At 66.0% G+C, this 16719-nt stretch carries 19 protein-coding genes and 1 riboswitch; of the genes, 10 read left to right on the forward strand and 9 right to left on the reverse strand.

Annotated elements, in window-relative coordinates; translation table 11 throughout:
* Nucleotides 1-4: 4 nt before the first annotated feature.
* From KUL97_RS09240 to KUL97_RS09250, 3 genes are read left to right on the forward strand one after another with little or no spacing between them, the layout of a single operon-like run.
* On the forward strand, nucleotides 5-958 hold the full coding sequence (locus KUL97_RS09240; RefSeq protein ID WP_217796705.1) for a permease: 954 nt from the start codon (nucleotides 5-7) through the stop codon (nucleotides 956-958).
* The gene (locus KUL97_RS09245) at nucleotides 934-1605 is read left to right on the forward strand and encodes a TIGR03943 family protein (protein ID WP_217796706.1); all 672 of its coding nucleotides are present in this window, start codon (nucleotides 934-936) and stop codon (nucleotides 1603-1605) included. Before KUL97_RS09240 ends, KUL97_RS09245 begins: the two co-directional genes overlap by 25 nt.
* Nucleotides 1602-2924 carry a hypothetical protein gene (locus KUL97_RS09250; protein WP_217796707.1) on the forward strand — a complete coding sequence of 441 codons (1323 nt, stop codon included), beginning with the start codon at nucleotides 1602-1604 and terminating at the stop codon, nucleotides 2922-2924. The genes KUL97_RS09245 and KUL97_RS09250 overlap by 4 nt, the downstream gene beginning before the upstream one ends.
* On the opposite strand, the gene KUL97_RS09255 is transcribed toward KUL97_RS09250, so the two are convergent.
* On the reverse strand, nucleotides 2910-3701 hold the full coding sequence (locus KUL97_RS09255) for a metal ABC transporter permease (protein ID WP_217796708.1): 792 nt from the start codon (nucleotides 3699-3701) through the stop codon (nucleotides 2910-2912). The two genes, KUL97_RS09250 and KUL97_RS09255, sit on opposite strands and share 15 nt — an antisense overlap.
* 32 nt (nucleotides 3702-3733) lie before the next feature.
* Between KUL97_RS09255 and KUL97_RS09260 the strand changes: the two genes are divergently transcribed.
* On the forward strand, nucleotides 3734-4135 hold the full coding sequence (locus KUL97_RS09260) for a Fur family transcriptional regulator (protein ID WP_217796709.1): 402 nt from the start codon (nucleotides 3734-3736) through the stop codon (nucleotides 4133-4135).
* Here KUL97_RS09260 and KUL97_RS09265 read toward each other — a convergent pair.
* Nucleotides 4132-4824, reverse strand: coding sequence for an ABC transporter ATP-binding protein (locus KUL97_RS09265; protein WP_217796710.1), 693 nt, complete (start codon nucleotides 4822-4824; stop codon nucleotides 4132-4134). The genes KUL97_RS09260 and KUL97_RS09265 overlap by 4 nt on opposite strands.
* A 72-nt stretch (nucleotides 4825-4896) precedes the next feature.
* Here KUL97_RS09265 and KUL97_RS09270 point away from each other — a divergent pair, with 72 nt between their 5' ends.
* On the forward strand, nucleotides 4897-6381 hold the full coding sequence (locus tag KUL97_RS09270; protein ID WP_254896379.1) for an iron uptake porin: 1485 nt from the start codon (nucleotides 4897-4899) through the stop codon (nucleotides 6379-6381).
* A gap of 36 nt (nucleotides 6382-6417) precedes the next feature.
* On the forward strand, nucleotides 6418-7398 hold the full coding sequence (locus KUL97_RS09275) for a metal ABC transporter substrate-binding protein (RefSeq protein ID WP_217796711.1): 981 nt from the start codon (nucleotides 6418-6420) through the stop codon (nucleotides 7396-7398).
* 269 nt (nucleotides 7399-7667) lie between these two features.
* On the opposite strand, the gene KUL97_RS09280 is transcribed toward KUL97_RS09275, so the two are convergent.
* The 3 genes from KUL97_RS09280 to KUL97_RS09290 form a co-directional block, all read right to left on the reverse strand.
* A complete protein-coding gene (locus KUL97_RS09280) occupies nucleotides 7668-8207 on the reverse strand; it encodes a ferritin (protein WP_217796712.1) in 540 nt (179 codons plus the stop codon).
* A 96-nt stretch (nucleotides 8208-8303) separates the two neighbouring features.
* Entirely contained in the window at nucleotides 8304-8786 is a 483-nt protein-coding gene (locus KUL97_RS09285) for a Dps family protein (RefSeq protein ID WP_217796713.1), read from the reverse strand.
* Nucleotides 8787-8848: 62 nt separating this feature from the next.
* Nucleotides 8849-10354 (reverse strand): ABC transporter permease subunit, encoded by a 1506-nt coding sequence (locus tag KUL97_RS09290; protein WP_217796714.1) that lies wholly within the window; start codon nucleotides 10352-10354, stop codon nucleotides 8849-8851.
* A 26-nt stretch (nucleotides 10355-10380) separates the two neighbouring features.
* Between KUL97_RS09290 and KUL97_RS09295 the strand changes: the two genes are divergently transcribed.
* The 4 genes from KUL97_RS09295 to KUL97_RS09310 all read left to right on the forward strand — a co-directional run bounded on the left by KUL97_RS09295 (nucleotide 10381) and on the right by KUL97_RS09310 (nucleotide 13376).
* Nucleotides 10381-11136: an amino acid ABC transporter ATP-binding protein gene (locus KUL97_RS09295; RefSeq protein ID WP_254896380.1), complete on the forward strand. Its 756-nt coding sequence runs from the start codon at nucleotides 10381-10383 to the stop codon at nucleotides 11134-11136.
* A gap of 75 nt (nucleotides 11137-11211) precedes the next feature.
* Nucleotides 11212-12396, forward strand: a complete 1185-nt coding sequence (locus KUL97_RS09300) for a GTP-binding protein (protein ID WP_217796716.1) — start codon at nucleotides 11212-11214, stop codon at nucleotides 12394-12396.
* Nucleotides 12397-12559: riboswitch (cobalamin riboswitch) on the forward strand.
* Between the two features lie 29 nt (nucleotides 12560-12588).
* On the forward strand, nucleotides 12589-13164 hold the full coding sequence (locus KUL97_RS09305; RefSeq protein WP_217796717.1) for a HupE/UreJ family protein: 576 nt from the start codon (nucleotides 12589-12591) through the stop codon (nucleotides 13162-13164).
* A gap of 65 nt (nucleotides 13165-13229) precedes the next feature.
* Complete coding sequence (locus KUL97_RS09310; protein ID WP_217796718.1) at nucleotides 13230-13376, forward strand: hypothetical protein; 147 nt, start codon at nucleotides 13230-13232, stop codon at nucleotides 13374-13376.
* Here the strand turns inward: KUL97_RS09310 and KUL97_RS09315 are convergent.
* From KUL97_RS09315 to KUL97_RS09330, 4 genes are read right to left on the reverse strand one after another with little or no spacing between them, the layout of a single operon-like run.
* Nucleotides 13356-13838, reverse strand: a complete 483-nt coding sequence (locus KUL97_RS09315; RefSeq protein WP_217796719.1) for a Fur family transcriptional regulator — start codon at nucleotides 13836-13838, stop codon at nucleotides 13356-13358. The genes KUL97_RS09310 and KUL97_RS09315 overlap by 21 nt on opposite strands.
* A gap of 22 nt (nucleotides 13839-13860) precedes the next feature.
* Complete coding sequence (locus KUL97_RS09320) at nucleotides 13861-14835, reverse strand: lysylphosphatidylglycerol synthase domain-containing protein (protein ID WP_217796720.1); 975 nt, start codon at nucleotides 14833-14835, stop codon at nucleotides 13861-13863.
* A complete protein-coding gene (gene larC / locus KUL97_RS09325) occupies nucleotides 14832-16061 on the reverse strand; it encodes a nickel pincer cofactor biosynthesis protein LarC (protein WP_217796721.1) in 1230 nt (409 codons plus the stop codon). Before larC ends, KUL97_RS09320 begins: the two co-directional genes overlap by 4 nt.
* Nucleotides 16061-16717: a hypothetical protein gene (locus tag KUL97_RS09330; RefSeq protein ID WP_217796722.1), complete on the reverse strand. Its 657-nt coding sequence runs from the start codon at nucleotides 16715-16717 to the stop codon at nucleotides 16061-16063. The genes larC and KUL97_RS09330 overlap by 1 nt, the downstream gene beginning before the upstream one ends.
* Nucleotides 16718-16719 lie beyond the last annotated feature (2 nt).

A 16719-nucleotide genomic window follows, 5' to 3' on the forward strand; every position in this document is an offset into this window, starting at 1 on the left:
CTCGTTGAACAGGCTGGCCACGATCTGGGCCATCTTTCAGGGGTTGCTGCTGGAGGCCCTGCCCTTTCTGCTGATCGGTGTACTGATCGCAGGCCTGGCGCGCTGGCTTGCCCCAGGCGGCCGCTGGCTGCAGCGCCTCCCCCGCCGACCCCTGCTGGCCCCGCTCACCGGCGCAGCCCTGGGCTTTGCCCTGCCGGCCTGTGAATGCGGCAATGTGCCGGTGGCGCGGCGCCTGCTTGCCGGGGGTGCCCCCCTGGGCTCAGCCCTGGGGTTTCTGTTCGCCGCACCGGTGCTCAACCCGATCGTGCTGGCCAGCACCTGGGCGGCTTTTCCGGATCAACCCTGGCTGCTGGCGGCCCGTCCCTTGGCAGCTCTGCTGGTGGCCCTGGCCCTCTCAGCCCTGTTGCAGCAGCTACCGGAAGTGGCTCTGCTGGAGCCGGCGCTGCTGGAGGAGCGGCGCTTGAGCCAGCCCCTCGACCAGGTGGGGCTGCTGGAACGGCGCAGTGGCCTGGTGGGAAGCGTGGCCCCGATGCCACCTGCCCCAGCGGAGCGTCCCAGCCTGGCCAGCGTGCTGGATCACAGCAGCCGCGAGTTTCTGGATCTGGCGGGGCTGTTGGTGCTGGGCTGTGCGATCGCCGCCGTGGTGCAAACCCTGCTGCCGCGCACCTGGCTGCTGGCAGTTGGAGGAGCCCCCACCCTCTCGGTGTTGAGCCTGATGCTGATGGCGGTGGTGGTGTCGGTGTGCTCCAGCGTGGATGCCTTCCTCGCCCTGGGTTTCGCAGCCCAGATCACCCCTGGCGCCCTGCTCGCTTTTCTGGTGCTGGGGCCTGTGGTCGACCTGAAGCTGCTGGGCCTATTCGGGGTGGTGCTTCGGCCCCGCGCCATCGCACTCACCGCCGCTGGCGCCTGCGTTGTTGTGTTGTTGATCGGCCAATGGGTGAATCTCTGGCTGCTGTGATCCGTCCAATCACCCTGGCGCTCTGGGGCGCGGTGCTGCTCTGGAGCACCCTCTCTGGTCGCCTGGATCTGCTCTTGCGCGGTGTGTTCCACCCACTGGTGGGCCTCAGCGGTGTCGCCCTGCTCGCTCTGGCGCTGCAACAGGTGCTGAGGGGCCGGCAGGACCAGCGCTGGAACCGCGGTTGGGCCTTGAGTGCACTGCTGGCGATCGCCGTGCTGGCCATGCCGCCCAATCCATCCTTCAGCGATCTGGCCGCCAACCGCAACAGCGATCTCGGTGAGGCCGTTGAGCTCGATTTCCTCCTGCCACCCAGCCAACGGAGCCTCACCGACTGGGTGCGGCTGCTACGCAGCCAGCCCGACCCAGCCCTCTACGCAGGCGATCCAGTGAGGATTAGCGGTTTCGTGCTGACACAACCCGACGGGCCGCCCCAACTGGGACGGCTGCTCGTGCGCTGCTGCCTGGCGGATGCCACTCCCATTGGCCTTCCCGTGCGCTGGCCCGCCGGAGCTACACCCCCCGCAGATCAGTGGCTGGCAGTGGAGGGAACCATGGGTGTGGAGACCATCGCCGGACAACCGCGCAGCGTGGTGCTCCCCAGCCGGATCCGTCCGATTCCACGGCCCGCGCGGCCGCTGGAACCATGAAGCCCCTCCCGTTGCTGCTGGCCGGTGGAGTGCTGTTGGCAGCCCTGCAGCAACAGCTCCTGCTGCGCCGCCCGCCTCGGCTGCTGGACCTGGTCTCCAGCTCGGCCAGCTCCGGCCCGGCGGCGCTGTCGCTGCGATTCAGCCGCCCGATGAATCGGGCCAGCCTGGCGGCGCTGAGCAGCTTGAATCCCACCGCTCCCCATCAGTGGTTGGGATCGGGAGATGCCCTGCGGCTGCTGCTCACGTCGCAGCAGCCGATCCACAGCGCCATGGCCCTGGTGATCCGCGGCCGGGATCAACGCGGTTTAACCCTGCCGCCGCAGCGCTGGCGCTGGGATCCCCGGCCCAGGCTGCTGGCGGTGGTGCCCGTAGATCAGGGTGAACAACTGCAGCTGCAGCAACGCGATGGCCGCTGGCAACCGCTCACCCCAGTGCTGGAGCAGATCACGGCCGTGCAGCCCCTGGGGAATGGCACGGGGATCGCCCTCACCACCCGGGAAGCCGAGGGCGAACGGCTGTGGTTGCTGCCGCTCCAACAAAGCGCCCTGCAGCCTCAGACGGCGGCGAAACCCGAAGCTGTTCAAGCCGGGCGCCTGCAGGCCCTGTTGCCGGAGCCATTGATCTTTGCGCACCTGAGCAGCAACCGCCGCGGCGATCTGTTGGTGCAATGGAGCGCCCGCGCCCTGGGGCGCTCGATCACCAGCTTCTGGGCCGAAGGCCAACAGAGCGCCCGGCCAGAGCAGCTCAACCTGGAGGCCTCGGGGCCGATGCAGCTCCTACCCGAGGGTGCCGCCCTCGTGGTGCCGGAGATCGAAGGCCTCAGTTTGCGCAACCTGCCGGGCAAGCCCCAGCGGCGGCAGCTCCTGCCGGGCAGCCGCGATCTGAGCAGTTTCTGCCCCGTGAGCGGCCGTGCCCTGCTGGTGCGGCACTGGCCTGATTTCCGCCGCTCCCTGGAACTGGTGGAGCCCGGCTTGGCGCCCAGGCAGCTGTGGCTCGGCCAAGACGCTGTACTCAGCAGCGCCTGTGACCGCGGTGGGGAACGGGTGTGGCTGCTGCTGAGTCATTGGCGCAATGCCCAGCACACCCGACTGCTGGAACTCAACCGTCAGGGGCAGATCGTGCGTGAACGGGATCTGAGCGGCTGGGAGGTGGAGCCGGGCGTGCCGATGGCCTACGACCCCACCCGCCAACAGCTGCTGCTCACCCTTCGGCCGCAGGGTCACCCAGAGGCCCAGCCGGTGCTGATTCCCGTGCGGGATCTCACGCTGCAACCGGTGCAGAAGGGTGTGCGCCAAAGCCTGTGGCTACCGCCTGGCTAGCTGCAACGGCAAGAGCAGCAGACACAACACACCGATCAAGGGACCCGGCGGCAGGTTCACCCAGGGCTGAATGGATAGCGCCAAGCCACCGCCGCTCAGCAGTGTTCCAAGCAGCGCTGAACGCCACAGGGCCTGGCGCAGGCTGCTGGCTCCCGGCAGGGCCAGCAGCGCCGGAGCGGCCATCAGGCCGATCACCAGCACCACCCCAACGGCCGTCATCGCACTCACCACGGTGAAGGCTGTCACCAACGTGAGCAGCAAGCGCAGGCGCCGCACCGGCAAGCCAGCGCTGGTGGCACCCAGGGGGTCCACCCCTAGATACACGTAGTGGTGGTAGCGCCAGGCCAGCAGCAGCAGCATGGCCAGCAGAGCCAGCAGGCTGCGGGCCAGATCAGTGGGTCCTGCAGCCAGCAGATCGCCGAACAGCACCGCTTCGAGATCCACGCGGATGCCCAGCAGGGGGATGAGCAACACCCCTAGCCCAAGAAAGCCCGCCAATACGGTGTTCAGCACCGCCTCATCACCGGGCTGACCAGGGCGCGCCGTGGCGCTGAAGCGCTCCGCCAGCAGGGCACCCGCCAGACCGCTGATCACACCCCCCACACCCGGATCGATGCGCAGGGCCACCGCCAGGGCCAGCCCGGGAAGCACCGCGTGCGACACGAGATTGACCAGGAACAAGCGTCGCTGCACCAGCAACAGCGTGCCGGCGAGTGGGCAGAGCCCCCCCACTACCAACGCCACCGCGAGCGGCAGCAGCCACCACACCTGCTCCATAGGATCAGGGCCCCTGCCCCGCTGGTTCGGCCATGCCCTCCCAGGTTGCCGCCTCAGGTGATCGCCAGCTGCTGCTGCTGGAGCAACTGAAGCTGGCCGATCGGGAACTCTCCGGCCAGGATCTCCACGCCCTGCTGCGCCAGGGCCCCCAATCCATGGGCCTGGCCACGGTGTACCGGCACCTGCGGCAACTGCAGCAGCAGGGGCTCGTGCGCTGTCGCCACCTCCCCAGCGGCGAGGCCTTGTTTGCGCCGGTGGAGCGCGATGAACACCACCTCACCTGCGTGGATTGCGGCACCACGCTGGTGCTGGAGCAGTGCCCCATGCACAACGTGCAATTGCACGGCGATCAAGCCGAAGGCTTTCAGTTGCTGTTCCACACCCTGGAGTTTTTCGGCTTGTGCCGCAACTGCCAGGCGCGCCAGAGCGCCTAACCGCAGCAGTGATTGCCCACCCGCAGATCGCCCAGGGCCTGGCGAACCTGCTGGGGCGTGCCATCCGCCAGAAGCTGGCGATCGAGCACGAGTACGCGGTCGTAGGCATCGAGATCGCGCCCCCAGTCGTGACTGCTCACCAACAAGGTGAGGCCGGCATCACTGAGTTGCCGCATCACCCGCAGCAACTCTGTGCGCGAGGGCGGATCAATGGCGGCGCAGGGTTCATCCAGCAAGAGCACCCGCGCGGGTTGCACCAGGGTGCGCGCCAGCAGAGCGCGCTGCTGCTGACCGCCCGAGAGTTGATCCAGGCGGCGCCGCGCCAGACCCACCAGCCCGACCCGTTGCAGCGCTGCTTCCACATCACAACAACCGGGCCGCTGGGCCGCCAGCCGCCCAAGTGCCACGAGCTCCCTCACGGTGATCGGGAAACTCCAGGCGATCTCCCCGCGTTGAGGCATCAGGGCCAACTGCTGCCGCGCCAGCGCCGGGGTGAGCGGGCTTCCCTCCCAAGTGATCGAACCCTCCGAGAGGCTCAGCTGCCCCTCGAGGGCCTGCAACAGCGTGCTCTTCCCCGCCCCATTGGGTCCCACCAGAGCGGTGAGGCTGCCCGGCGGCAGGGTGAAGGACAACTGATCCAGCACCAGCTCCGGCCCGCGGCGCACACACAGCTGATCAACGCTGAGCACCGCAGCAGGCGTCACTCATTCCAAGTTAAAGAGCAATCGCGCTTGAATCGAGGCGCTGCTCGTGCACCGTTGATGCTGCGCACCATCGTTGCCGTGGCGGGAGGTCTCGCCCTACTGGGTGCATCAGCGGGTTCCGCTTCGGCCCAAACGGAACGCCAACTGCTGCAACCAGACGACTGGGCTTATCAGCGTCTGAGCGCCCTGCGGGTGCAGCACGGTTGCTCCACAGCCACCTCAGAGGAGAGGCTCAACAAGGGGCTCGCGATCTCACGCTTCAGCGCGGCTGCACTGCTTCAGGACTGCCTGGCGCATCGCCATGGCAGCACGCCGGAACTCGCACCGCTGCTGCTGCAGCTCGGGCAGGAGCTGCAGCAACTCGATCAGCGCGTGGAGATCCTGGAGGCCACGCAGTTTTCTCCCACCACCAAGCTCAAGGGCCTCGCCAGCATGGTGCTGGGTGGCAACAGCTTCCAGGGCAGCGACCAAGCCAAGGTGAACAGAAGCCGATCCAAATTCGGCGCCACCAGCTTCAACTACGACCTCAAGCTCTACCTCGACACCAGCTTCACGGGGCAAGACCTCCTGCGCGCTCGCCTTCGCAGTGGCAATTTCGATCGATCGAGCAACAGTTTCTACGGAGCTGGGCCCAGCAAATTATCCATCCTGGAAACAGCCTTTCAGGAGCAATCGGGGCCCGACATCGTTTCGGTGAACCGGCTCTACTACCAGTTCCCTTTAGGCAAAGGATTCACCGCCAGCTTTGGGCCACGGATCGGCCAGCTGGATCTCTTCGCCATCAGGCCCAGCCTCTACCCCGCTGAAACAATCCTCGATCTGTTTACGCTCAAGGGAGCACCAGCGGCGTACAACTATCAGCTGGGGGCAGGCGCAGGGCTGTGGTGGCAATCCCCCGGTGGATTCAGCGTGAGTGCCAACTATGTGGCAGGCCACGGAAGCGATGGCAATCCCAGCCAGGGAGGTATCGGCACGGCGAATGCAGCCAGTACAGGCAGCGTGCAACTCGCCTACAGGAGCGACCAATGGGCTGCTGCAGCCGTGGTGAGCTCCGTGCAAAACCTCGGTGGAGTGATTGATTACGCCACCAATTTCACGCTCAACAGCCTGAGCAATCCCGGGCACACCACGGCTTTTGGACTCAGCGGCTATTGGCAACCCAAACAATCCGGCTGGCTGCCTTCAATCAGCGCCGGCTGGGGGTTTAATCGCACCAACTACGCCGCTGAGGTGGATCGGCAGGGCCTTGTGGCCACGAGCCAATCATGGAGCGTGGGCTTGCAATGGAGTGATGCTTTTACACGCGGCAATGCCCTGGGCATGGCCGTGGGCCAGCCGATCTTCGCCACCTCGCTGTACGGAGGAGACATCCCTCGCGATGGCAACTACGCCTGGGAGTGGTGGTACAAGATTCAGGTGAGCGACAACCTGGCGGTGACGCCAGCCCTGTTTCTACTCAGTCGCCCCCTGGGCGCCGAAACCCCTTCCGGCGAAAGCTTTAGACAGCTCGGCGCCCTCCTGAAAACGACCCTGCGGTTCTGAGAACCGTTATCATTGCAAAAACAAACGCTTGTCCGGATGCGGCGCATCGCAGCAGCCTCCACAGCGGCTCTTGCCGTGGCCCTCAGCCAGGCCTGCAGCCCACCCCCGAGCGTGGACGTGATCGCGGCCGACGGCGCCCTGTGCGACCTCACCCGCCGACTGGCCGCCAACCAGCTCAACGTGACCTGCCTGCTGAGTCCAACCGACGACCCCCACCAACTGCAACTCACACCGGCACAGACCCGCCAGATCCATCAAGCCCAGCTGGTGCTGATCAATGGCTACGGGCTCACACCAGCCCTTGAGGATCTCGGCAACGCCGTGAAAGTGGCAGAGCTTGCCGTGCCAGACAGTCCGCAGCTCAAGCGATCAGGAGCCCCGAGCGAGAAGCACGAGACCCATGACGACCATGAGCACGGAGCGCACGACGCAGCCGCCCATGCCCATGGCGACCGCGATCCCCATGTGTGGCACGACCCACGCCAAGCCCAGGCCATGCTGAGCCTGGTGAGCCAACGGCTCCAACAGCTCCGGCCACAAGCCGCGCCACAGATCCAGGCGCGGGCTCAAGCCATGCAGCGAAGCCTCAACGATCTCCACCGCTGGAATCGCCAGCAATTCGCCACGATCACCGCTCCTCGGATCCTGGCCAGCGGCCATCGGGCTTTCGCCAGCCTGGCGAGGGCGTACCAGCTGCAGGAATTGGCCGTGGTGGATGAAGGCAGCACCAGCGAGGCGCTGCGGCCGCAGACCCTGGCCCGCGCGGTGAACACGCTGCAACAGCAGGGCGTGCGCAGCCTCTTTGCTGAACAACAACCCGCCAGCAAGGCGCTGCAACGCATCAGCAGCCTCAGTGGCGTCCCCTTGGCAGAGCAACCGCTGCTGGCCGACACCGCCGGCGACAACCTGATGGCCACCCTCACCGCCAACACCTGCTTGATCGTGGATGCCCTGGGGGGCCGCTGCAACCAAGCCAGTGGAGCCGACCTGGTGCGGGCTTGGAGCACCATCCGCTGAACCGGGCGCACCGATGTAACCAATGGCACATCAGCCCGTGCTCGAGCGCGCAGAGCACGACCGCGCCCGCTCAAACGGCATACGATGCGATTGATTCTCAACAGCAGCGTCTTACCGCGCCATGGCTCAACAGATCGGTGGCTCCTCAGGAGACGTGACGCCCATCCAGCGCGCCACCACAGCTCACGCCAAGAAAAAGGGCTGCAAACAGAAGAAGTGCTCCCACTGGAAAGGCGGCCAATGCCGCTGCGGACGCGACTGAGCCGCCACTAAGCGACTGGCCCCGATTCACCAGCAGCACCCATCCCGCCTTTCACATGGGCCAGGGCCGTGCCTTCCAGGAACTGCTGGTCGAGCAGCAAGAGCGCCGCACTGTTCTCACCGGCCAAGCGCAACCGCTTACAGACAAAACGCGCTTCGGCTTCTTCCTGCAACTGCTCGGAAACAAACCAATCCAGCATGGCCGTGGCGCTGCGCTCGCCCAATCCTTCCGCCAGGGTGTAGAGGTGATGGATCGAGGCAGTGACTCCCTTTTCCAGCTCATACACGTGATCAAATAAGGCCTGAACTGAACCCCAGTCCCGCTGGGGAGCTTCAATGGTGGGCAGTTCAACATCCTGATCGCTATCCACGAGATAGGCGATCATCCGTGAGGCATGACCGCGCTCTTCATTGCTCTTGGTGAGCATGTACGCGGAAAATCCCACCAGATCCTTCTCGCGAAGCCAGATCGACATCGCCAGATAGGTGTGGCTCGCCTGAAACTCCGAGGCCAGGTGATCATTGATGGCTCGGGTGAGCTCCTTCATCCTCAAAATCCGGTGGCAATAGACGGGTTCTAGCGGATCACAACACACCTCCAGATGCCAGACACACCTGGAGGTGATCAATGATTCCGGCTCGCGTCAGCTTTCCAACAAACTGCGCAACATCCAGGCCGTTTTCTCATGGATCTGGAGGCGCTGGGTGAGCAAATCAGCCGTGGGCTGATCATTGGCTTCATCCGCGATGGAAAAAACGCTGCGAATCGTGCGGGCCACGGCTTCATGGCCCTGCACCAGCTCGCGCACCATCTCCAGAGCAGGGGGCACCCCCTGGGTTTCCGGAATCGAGGCCAAGTCGCGATAGATCGAGCCGCCAAAGGGCGCCTGATGGCCCAGAGCACGGATCCGTTCAGCAATCTCGTCGAGCGCTGTCCACAACTCGGTGTATTGCTCCATAAACATCAAATGGAGCGTGTTGAACATCGGCCCCGTTACGTTCCAATGGAACCCATGGGTCTTCGCATACAGAACAGTGCTGTCCGCCAGCACCCGGCCCAGACCCTCAGCGATCCGAGCGCGCTGCTCAGCGGGAATGCCGATATCGATGGGAGGTGCGACAGCCATGGGCGTGTTGCGAGCAGGAATGCCTCCGTTCTAGGGACCGTGGCCAGCGGTGTCAGCTCGGATCAGGCCGGCAGCCGCCAGCGGGCCTCCAGGCGCTTGAACAGGAGGGAGGCTGTGGTGGTCATCAGCAGATACACCAGGGCCACCGCGATGTAGATCTCGAAGGCGCGATAGGTGGTGGCCACCATCAGCTGCCCCTGGCGGAACAGCTCATCGAAGCCGATCACCGCCGCGAGACTGGTGTCTTTGATCAGGGTGATGAATTCGTTGGCCAGCGGTGGCAGCACCCGGCGCAGCGCCTGCGGCGCGATCACGAAACGCATCCGCGCGATCGGGCTGAGACCGAGCGCATCGGCAGCCTCCCACTGGCCGCGATCAATCGACTCAATGCCACTGCGCAAGGTTTCGGCGAGGTAGGCCGCCACATTGAGGCTGAGGGCGGTCACCGCCGCCGCCAGCCGATTGATGCTGAAGGGCACCTCCAGGCTCTGCAGCAGAGCCGGCAGACCGAAATAGATCAGGAACAGCTGCACCAGCATCGGGGTGCCGCGGAAAAAATCGATGTAGAGGCGGCAGAGCAGGTGAACCCCACGCCACGGCGCCTGGAGCAACACGGCTAGCGCGGTGCCCCCCAGGAGCCCGAAGCTGAAGGAGAGTGCCGTCAGCATCAAGGTGATGGCCGCGCCCTTGAGCAGATTCCCAGCCAGCAACTGAAGATCCAGGCCCGCGAGCGGAGAATCTGCACCCTCAAGTGCCGGAGCACGCGTCGGAAGCGCAGGCGGCTCAGCCGCAAACCAATGCCGGTAAAGCTCGGCATACCGCCCATTGGTGATCAAGGTGGTGAGTGCCTCATTCACCGCAGCGGTGATCGGCGCATTGGTGGGCAGCGCAATCCCGTAGTACTCCGTGCTCAGGTGTTCACCGGAGATGCGCAATCCGGTGAGCTTGGCCTGATCAATCGCATAAAGAATCGCCGGCACATCACTCACCACCGCATCGGCATTGCCATTCGCCAACTCCTGCAGAGCTAAAGGCGTGGAATCGAAACTGCTCACCCGTGCACCGGGCACCCTGGCGGCCTCAATCGCGCCCGTGGTGCCGATCTGAACGGCGATGCGCCGATCCTTCAGGGCCTCGAGGCTATCGAAGGCGGGGCCGTTCTCACGCACCACAATCGCCTGGCCCGCCTCGAAATAAGGGCGGCTGAACTCGATCGCCCTGGCGCGCTCAGCCGTGATCGTCATGGCGCTGATGGCCGCATCCACGCTGCGGGCCTGCAAGGCCGGAATCAAACCATCAAAGGGCAACGGCACCCAGGTAATCGGATGCCCCGCCACCTCGCCGATGGCCTGCATCAGCTCGATGTCGAAGCCGCTGAGGGAGTCGGTCTGCGGGTTGCGGAACTCAAAGGGGGGAAACGTGGGATCCGTACCCACCCGCCATGGGCTTGATGGGGCAGCACGACTGCCAAGGGGCACCAGCACGGCCAGCGCCACGAGCAGTGCCAGCAACTGCAGACGCCAGGTCCGCAACAGCTGCAGCAAACTGCGTCTGGGCCGATGGGCCATGGCGTGGCGAACCCTTGGATCTCCCAATGATCAGCACAACAGCTGCAGAACCCGTGCTGCAGTGCAGTGATCTGCACAAAAGCTACGGCGCGCTGCAGGTGCTCCGGGGGGTGAGCACCACAGTGCATGAAGGTGATGTGGTGTCGATCATCGGGCCCTCCGGATGTGGCAAGAGCACGTTTCTGCGTTGCCTCAACCGCCTTGAAAGTTTTGAGCAGGGCCAGCTGCAGGTGATGGGGCGCTTCGTACCGGGCGGCGCGATGCACTGGCGCCAGCTGCGCCGCCTGCGCATCAGCGTTGGCATGGTGTTTCAACAGTTCAACCTGTTTCCGCACCTCACCGTTCTCGAAAACCTAGTGCTGGCCCCCAGGCAGGTGCTGCAGTTGCCCCTGCCAGTCTGCGAACAGCGCGCCCGTGTTCATCTGGAGCAGGTGGGCTTGAGCGAACGCGCCGATACCTACCCAGGCCAGCTTTCCGGTGGCCAAAAACAACGTGTGGCCATCGCCCGCAGCCTCTGCATGGAACCTGCGGTGATGCTGTTCGATGAGCCCACCAGCGCCCTCGACCCAGAACTGGTCGGCGAGGTGCTGCAGGTGATGCGCCTACTGGCCGAAAGCGGCATGACGATGCTGGTGGTGACCCACGAGATGCGTTTCGCCCGGGAGGTGTCCAACCGCGTGCTGTTCTTCAACAACGGTTTGATCGAAGAACAGGGCGACCCTGCCGAGGTGTTCGCACAGCCCAAAAGCGAACGACTGCGCACCTTCCTGGCCCGGCAGTAGCCATCCCGCACCAGCCGAGCACCATTCAGAGGGCCTGAGGATCAGACTGCCTTCAGCCTTGCCCCACGCAGCCTCGTGACCGCCAGCGCGACAAGCCCCGCCCGCGAACCTCTCACCGCCTCAAGCCCTCTGCCGGTCACGATCCTCACCGGATTCCTGGGTGCCGGCAAAACCACGCTGCTCAACCACATCCTCAGCAACCAGCAGGGCGTGAAAACGGCTGTGCTGGTGAACGAATTCGGCGAGATCGGCATCGATAACGATCTGATCATTGCCACCGGCGAAGACATGGTGGAGCTGAGCAACGGCTGCATCTGCTGCTCGATCAACGGTGAACTGCTCGATGCGGTGTATCGCATCCTCGATCGCCCGGACCCGGTGGACTACCTGGTGGTGGAGACCACCGGCCTGGCGGACCCCCTGCCCGTGGCGATGACCTTCCTGGGCAGCGATCTGCGCGACGCCACCCGCCTGGATTCGATCATTACGCTGATCGATGCGGAAAACTTCAGCGACGAAATCCTCGATGGCGAAGTGGCCCGCGCCCAGGTGGTGTACGGCGACATCCTGCTCCTCAACAAATGCGACCTGGTGAGCGAGGAGCGCCTGGCCGACGTGGAAAGCCGGTTGCGGGAAATCAAAACCGATGCCCGCATCCTGCGCTCGGTGAAAGGCGATGTGAGCCTGCCGTTGCTGCTGAGCGTGGGCCTGTTCGAAAGCGACAAGGTGGCCGCCGAGCAGAACCACGACGACTGCGATCACGACCACGGTCATTGCGTGCATGACCACGACCACGGCCATACACACGACCATCACGATCACAGCCACCACGATCACAGCAACTGCGATCACGACCACGGGCACTGCGAGCACGAGCACGGCCATTCCCACGGGCACGATCACAGCCACGACCACGACCACAGCCACGGCAACCCCGACCACCTGGCGATCGAAGGCTTCACCTCGCTCTCCTTCAGCAGCGATGGCCCCTTCGCACTGCGCAAATTCCAAAACTTCCTCGATAACCAGCTCCCTGCTGGCGTGTTCCGCGCCAAGGGCATCCTCTGGTTTAACGAGAGCGACAAACGCCACGTGTTTCACCTGGCGGGCAAGCGCTTCTCCATCGATGACAGCGAGTGGGGCTCTGCGGGCGAGCGCAAAAACCAACTGGTGCTGATCGGCAAAAACCTCGACCACCCCCAGCTGCGCAAGCAGCTCCAGGCCTGTGTGGCCAAGGATGCTGGCAAAGGCTTCGCCTGAAGCGATACTGCAAGCAGCGGTTTCCCGGATTCAGACCGGGAAGGCAACGAGGAAAGTTCGGTGGAGGGCTATGGCCCCAGTCCGGCACTGTCCCGCAGCTGTGATGGAGCAGGCTTCCGCCCGCTTCTCAGTCAGAACGCTCGCCGCTTTCACATTGATCCCCCTCAGCACCGGCGCGGACCGGCCCTGCTCATGCCCACCCAACTCACCCGCTCCCTTCTGCTCAGCAGTGCAGCCGGCTTCGGCCTGAGCCTGCTCTCTGCCCTGCCCGCCGGTGCCCATGGCAGCGCCGATGCCGGCGTGATGGCCGGAGCCCTGCATCCGCTGCTGGGGCTCGACCACCTGCTGCTCCTGGTGGGCGTGGGTCTTACCGCAGCGCGTTTCGGGCCTCTGCTGTTGGGCTTTGCCCTGGGCGGAGCGCTGCTGGGCAGCGTGTTCGGCAGCTTCGGCGGCCAGCTGCCGGGTGCCGAACTGCTGGCAGCCCTGGCCGTGAGCGCCGTGGGCGCAGTGCTGCTGCTGAGCGACAAACTGCAACGGCCACTCCCCGTGGTGGGCGCCGTACTCGGTAGCGGCGTGGCTGTGCACGCCCTGCTGCATGGGCAAGAAGCGGCCGGCACCTCCAGCTGGTGGCTGGGTGCACTGCTGGCTTCTGTGCTCACGATTGGGGTGAGTTTCGTGGCAGGCCGTCAGCTGAACCAACGCCAGAACCTGCTTGCTGCCGGCGGCCTGCTGCTGCTTGGTGGTGTTCTGGCCCTCGCACCGCTGTAACGGCATCGATTGCAACACCAGCGCTGGAGGATCCCGCTAGCGTGCGGGCAATCGCGTCCAGCGCTTTGGCCGATCTGCTGCTGCTTTCTGCCGTGATCACCCTCGCCGGTGTGATCGCCTGGCTGGCGGCTGGTTCTGATGACGACAACGGGGGTGGCGGCCTGATGCAGCCCGTGCTGGTACCCGTTCGCTCAAACCGTTACCAGGGCTGATTCAGCCGCAGCGCAGCTCGGGCACAGTGCCCGAACGTTGAGTACGCATTCCAGCAGGCGAAAGCCGTGCAACCCTGCCGCTTGCTCGCCGGCAGAGAGCACGGCTTCGCTCTCAAATTCTTCGGTGTGGCCGCAGCGGACGCACACCAGGTGATGGTGGTCGCGATGGTCGTCATCGCTGGCCAGCTCAAAGCGGCGCCCGCCTTCTGGCAGCTCCAGCTCCCGCAGCAGCTCCATCGAGCTGAGCAAACGCAGGGTGCGGTACACCGTGGCGAGCGACACCCGCTCCTCAGCGCGTAACAAGCGCTGGTGCACTTCCTCTGCGCTGAGGTGGGTGCCTTCTCCCAGGCGCTCAAAGAGCGCCAACACCCGCTGCCGCTGGGGGGTGAGCCGCTGGCCTCGGCCGTGCAGGCTGCTGCGCAGCGCCTCAGCGGGCAACTCAGGCGCCGGGACGGCGGGCATCAGCGGTACGGCGGCGCTGTTCTCAACAGTAACGCCTGTTGCGAACAGCCGCCAGGTCGGCCCGAGCCGTGAGCGCCCCCAGCAAATCCGCCACCGTGCTCACCAAGCGATAGCTGATCACCACCGCCAGCAACGGGGCCTCCGGCACCACCGCGGCCAAGCGCATCAGCAGCACCGCCTCAAACACCCCGAGCCCACCGGGGGCGCCGGGCACCACCAGCCCCGCTGTCCAGGCCAGGGCAAACCCGGCCAACCACCCGCCCCAACCGATCGCAAACGCCAGGTCGAAGGCCTGAACGCAGCAGGCGAAACCGGCAAAGCGCAACAGCACAAACCCCAACTGCGCCAGCAGAGGCGGCCAGGGATAGCCCGGGAGGGCCGGCGGCACATCCAGTGCGGTCTCCGCCCCGGCCTTGTCGAGCAAACCGCGCTCCAACAGCTGGCGGGCCCGTTGCTGCTCGAGCCGCCGCATCAGTGGATTGAGCCAGCGGGGCAGAAGCACCAACAAGGGCAGCAGGCAGAGGAGCCCCAAGCCGGCCTGCCAACCGCCAATCGGCACCAGGGCCAAGGCGGCCACGGCCGCCAGCAACGGATCCAGCAGCACGGCCACCAGCGCCTGGGGCGTGCGCAGTGGCGCCCCCTGCAGCGGCGATTCTGCACTGGGTTCCGCCTGCAGAGCCCGCACCCGTGCCAGCAGGTGCCACACGCCACCCGGAAGGTATTTACGCAGGTTCGAGCTGAGGAACAAGACAACGGCGGCGCTCCATCGCGGCTGATGCCCCAGCCAGCGCAGCACCACCCCCCAGGCCGCTGCATTGGCCAACAGGCTGAGCAGGCTCAAGCCCACACCCAGCAGCAACCAGCACCAGCCCTGGGCATCCACGCTGAGCTGCAGCAGCTGACGCCCGTGACTCGCCAGGGCCGCCAGCAGGAAGCCGGCGCTGGCGAGGGTGACCCACAGGCGCGCACCCCCCGGCAAACGAAGCCTGTTGATCATGGATGAGGCGGCGGCGCCGCAGTGGTGAGGTCATCGTCGACCAGCGCCAACACTGCCCGCCGCAGGCGGGCCAGCGGCAGCTGATGGCGCAGGGCCAACACCACCAGATCATCCGCCTCCGGCTTGCAGAGCCAACTGCCATCGGGGCGACGGGAGCGCTTGATCCGCACAGGCCCCCAGGGGGTCTCCACCACCCCCTGCTCCCGCGGCAACGACCAGCGCTGCAGCTGCTGCTCCCGCACCCCGAGGCTGCTGCCATAACGCCACCACACGGCGCGCAACGCCTCGGCCTGCTCCGGCCGCGCCAGCACCGTGATCAAGCTGGCCGGCCGCCCCTTCTTCATCTGCAGCGCCTGGGAAAACACCTCCAGGGCACCGCTGTTGCGCAGGGCGTCCATCAAAAACGCCAGATCTTCCCCGCTGGCGTCATCGATTTGGGCCTGTTGCTGCAGCAGGGTTTCCTGATGTTCGCCGCTCACCCCTTGGGGTTGGGCCAACACCAACCGCAGCAGGTTGGGCCGATCGAGTTGGCGCGTGCCCAGCCCCACACCCACCGCCTCCGGTACCAGCGCCGGGGCCTGCGCGAAGCGATCCGCCCAGGCGGCCATCAAGGCCATACCCGTGGGGGTGGTGAGCTCCGCCGGCGGGAAGCCCTCGCTGCTGGCGAGGGGCAGCTGCCGCGCCCGCGCCAGCTCAAGCACCGCCGGCGCCGGCAGGGGCAGCCAACCATGGGCGGTGGAGACGCGGCCATGGCCGGCGGGGGGCGGTGTGCAGATCAGCTCGGTGATGCCGAAATGCTGCAAACCAGCGCACACACCCACCACATCCACCAGCGCATCCACCGCGCCCACCTCGTGGAAATGCACCTGATCAGCCCCGGTGCCATGCACGGCCGCCTCGGCATTGGCCAACTGGCTGAACACCGCCAACACCCGCTGCTGGAGCTGGGGCTCCAAGGGAGCTGCCGCCAACTGGGTGCGCAGCGCACCCCAATGGCGATGGGGCGGAGAGGGCTCGGTGAGGGCCACCTGCAGCTGGAGCCCCCGCAAGCCACCGCTACGGGCCTCCTGGAGCTCGAAGCGATACGCCTCCGCCAGGCCGAGGGCCGACAGGGGCTCATGCACCACCGCTTCCGGAAGGCCCAGATCCAAGAGGGCCGCCAGCAGCATGTTGCCCGCCAAGCCCGTAGGGCAGTCCACCACGGCGAGCCGGCCCGGCTGTTGCATCACACCTGGGCCAACAAGGTGTCGGCCTGCTGATCGAGATCAGCGCGGCGTTGCCGCAACCACTGCTCCACCTCCCGGCGGGCGCGGCGCTGCTCCTGCTGGGCCGTCGCCACGTCGTACCCGGAGAGACCCCAGAGCCGGCCCAGCAGGGCCCGGTCATCGGCACCACCGCGGGAGCCGCCATACACCAGTTGCTCGGCAATCATTCCTGCCTGGAGCACCCGGCTCCAGCGCCGCAGGTCTTCCAACGCCAACTTGGCGTGGGCGGGGGGCTCCAATTGGGTGCTGCCATTGGCGCTGAGGCCCTCGCGCAGGCAGGCACGACTGCCCACCAGCACCTGCTTCACCGGCAGGTTGTTGTCGGCCGCCACCAACACGTGGCCCGCCTCATGAATGGCGATGCGCCGCAAGCGTGCCCGGCCAATGCCCGCCGGCAGGGCTTCCGCCAGCAGATGGCCGCCGAGCCCTCCAAAGCGCGCGGCATCCAAGGTGAGCGCCACCATGCCGCCACCGGCCGCCAGGGCGATCAGCCAGGGCGACAGCCCCAGGGGAGGTCCGGCCACGGCCAGCACCGTGATCGCCGCAACGGCAGCACCGGCGGACAGAGCCCCAGTGGAGCCCTGATCGGAGCCTGGGAAGCGCTCCGGCGCAGCCATAC

Origin of the sequence: Synechococcus sp. HK05 (assembly GCF_019104765.1) — a bacterium.
Classification (GTDB): domain Bacteria; phylum Cyanobacteriota; class Cyanobacteriia; order PCC-6307; family Cyanobiaceae; genus Vulcanococcus.

What these genes read in the sequence shown, in the direction of transcription:
- KUL97_RS09260 (WP_217796709.1), top strand. Translation starts at nt 3,734, where the DNA reads ATGCCCTCCCAGGTTGCCGCCTCAGGTGATCGCCAGCTGCTGCTGCTG.
- KUL97_RS09285 (WP_217796713.1), bottom strand. Translation starts at nt 8,786, where the DNA reads ATGGCTGTCGCACCTCCCATCGATATCGGCATTCCCGCTGAGCAGCGC.
- KUL97_RS09280 (WP_217796712.1), bottom strand. Translation starts at nt 8,207, where the DNA reads ATGAAGGAGCTCACCCGAGCCATCAATGATCACCTGGCCTCGGAGTTT.
- KUL97_RS09295 (WP_254896380.1), top strand. Translation starts at nt 10,381, where the DNA reads ATGATCAGCACAACAGCTGCAGAACCCGTGCTGCAGTGCAGTGATCTG.
- larC (WP_217796721.1), bottom strand. Translation starts at nt 16,061, where the DNA reads ATGCAACAGCCGGGCCGGCTCGCCGTGGTGGACTGCCCTACGGGCTTG.
- KUL97_RS09255 (WP_217796708.1), bottom strand. Translation starts at nt 3,701, where the DNA reads ATGGAGCAGGTGTGGTGGCTGCTGCCGCTCGCGGTGGCGTTGGTAGTG.
- KUL97_RS09315 (WP_217796719.1), bottom strand. Translation starts at nt 13,838, where the DNA reads ATGCCCGCCGTCCCGGCGCCTGAGTTGCCCGCTGAGGCGCTGCGCAGC.
- KUL97_RS09250 (WP_217796707.1), top strand. Translation starts at nt 1,602, where the DNA reads ATGAAGCCCCTCCCGTTGCTGCTGGCCGGTGGAGTGCTGTTGGCAGCC.
- KUL97_RS09330 (WP_217796722.1), bottom strand. Translation starts at nt 16,717, where the DNA reads ATGGCTGCGCCGGAGCGCTTCCCAGGCTCCGATCAGGGCTCCACTGGG.
- KUL97_RS09290 (WP_217796714.1), bottom strand. Translation starts at nt 10,354, where the DNA reads ATGGCCCATCGGCCCAGACGCAGTTTGCTGCAGCTGTTGCGGACCTGG.
- KUL97_RS09305 (WP_217796717.1), top strand. Translation starts at nt 12,589, where the DNA reads ATGCCCACCCAACTCACCCGCTCCCTTCTGCTCAGCAGTGCAGCCGGC.
- KUL97_RS09320 (WP_217796720.1), bottom strand. Translation starts at nt 14,835, where the DNA reads ATGATCAACAGGCTTCGTTTGCCGGGGGGTGCGCGCCTGTGGGTCACC.
- KUL97_RS09245 (WP_217796706.1), top strand. Translation starts at nt 934, where the DNA reads ATGGGTGAATCTCTGGCTGCTGTGATCCGTCCAATCACCCTGGCGCTC.
- KUL97_RS09270 (WP_254896379.1), top strand. Translation starts at nt 4,897, where the DNA reads ATGCTGCGCACCATCGTTGCCGTGGCGGGAGGTCTCGCCCTACTGGGT.
- KUL97_RS09275 (WP_217796711.1), top strand. Translation starts at nt 6,418, where the DNA reads ATGCGGCGCATCGCAGCAGCCTCCACAGCGGCTCTTGCCGTGGCCCTC.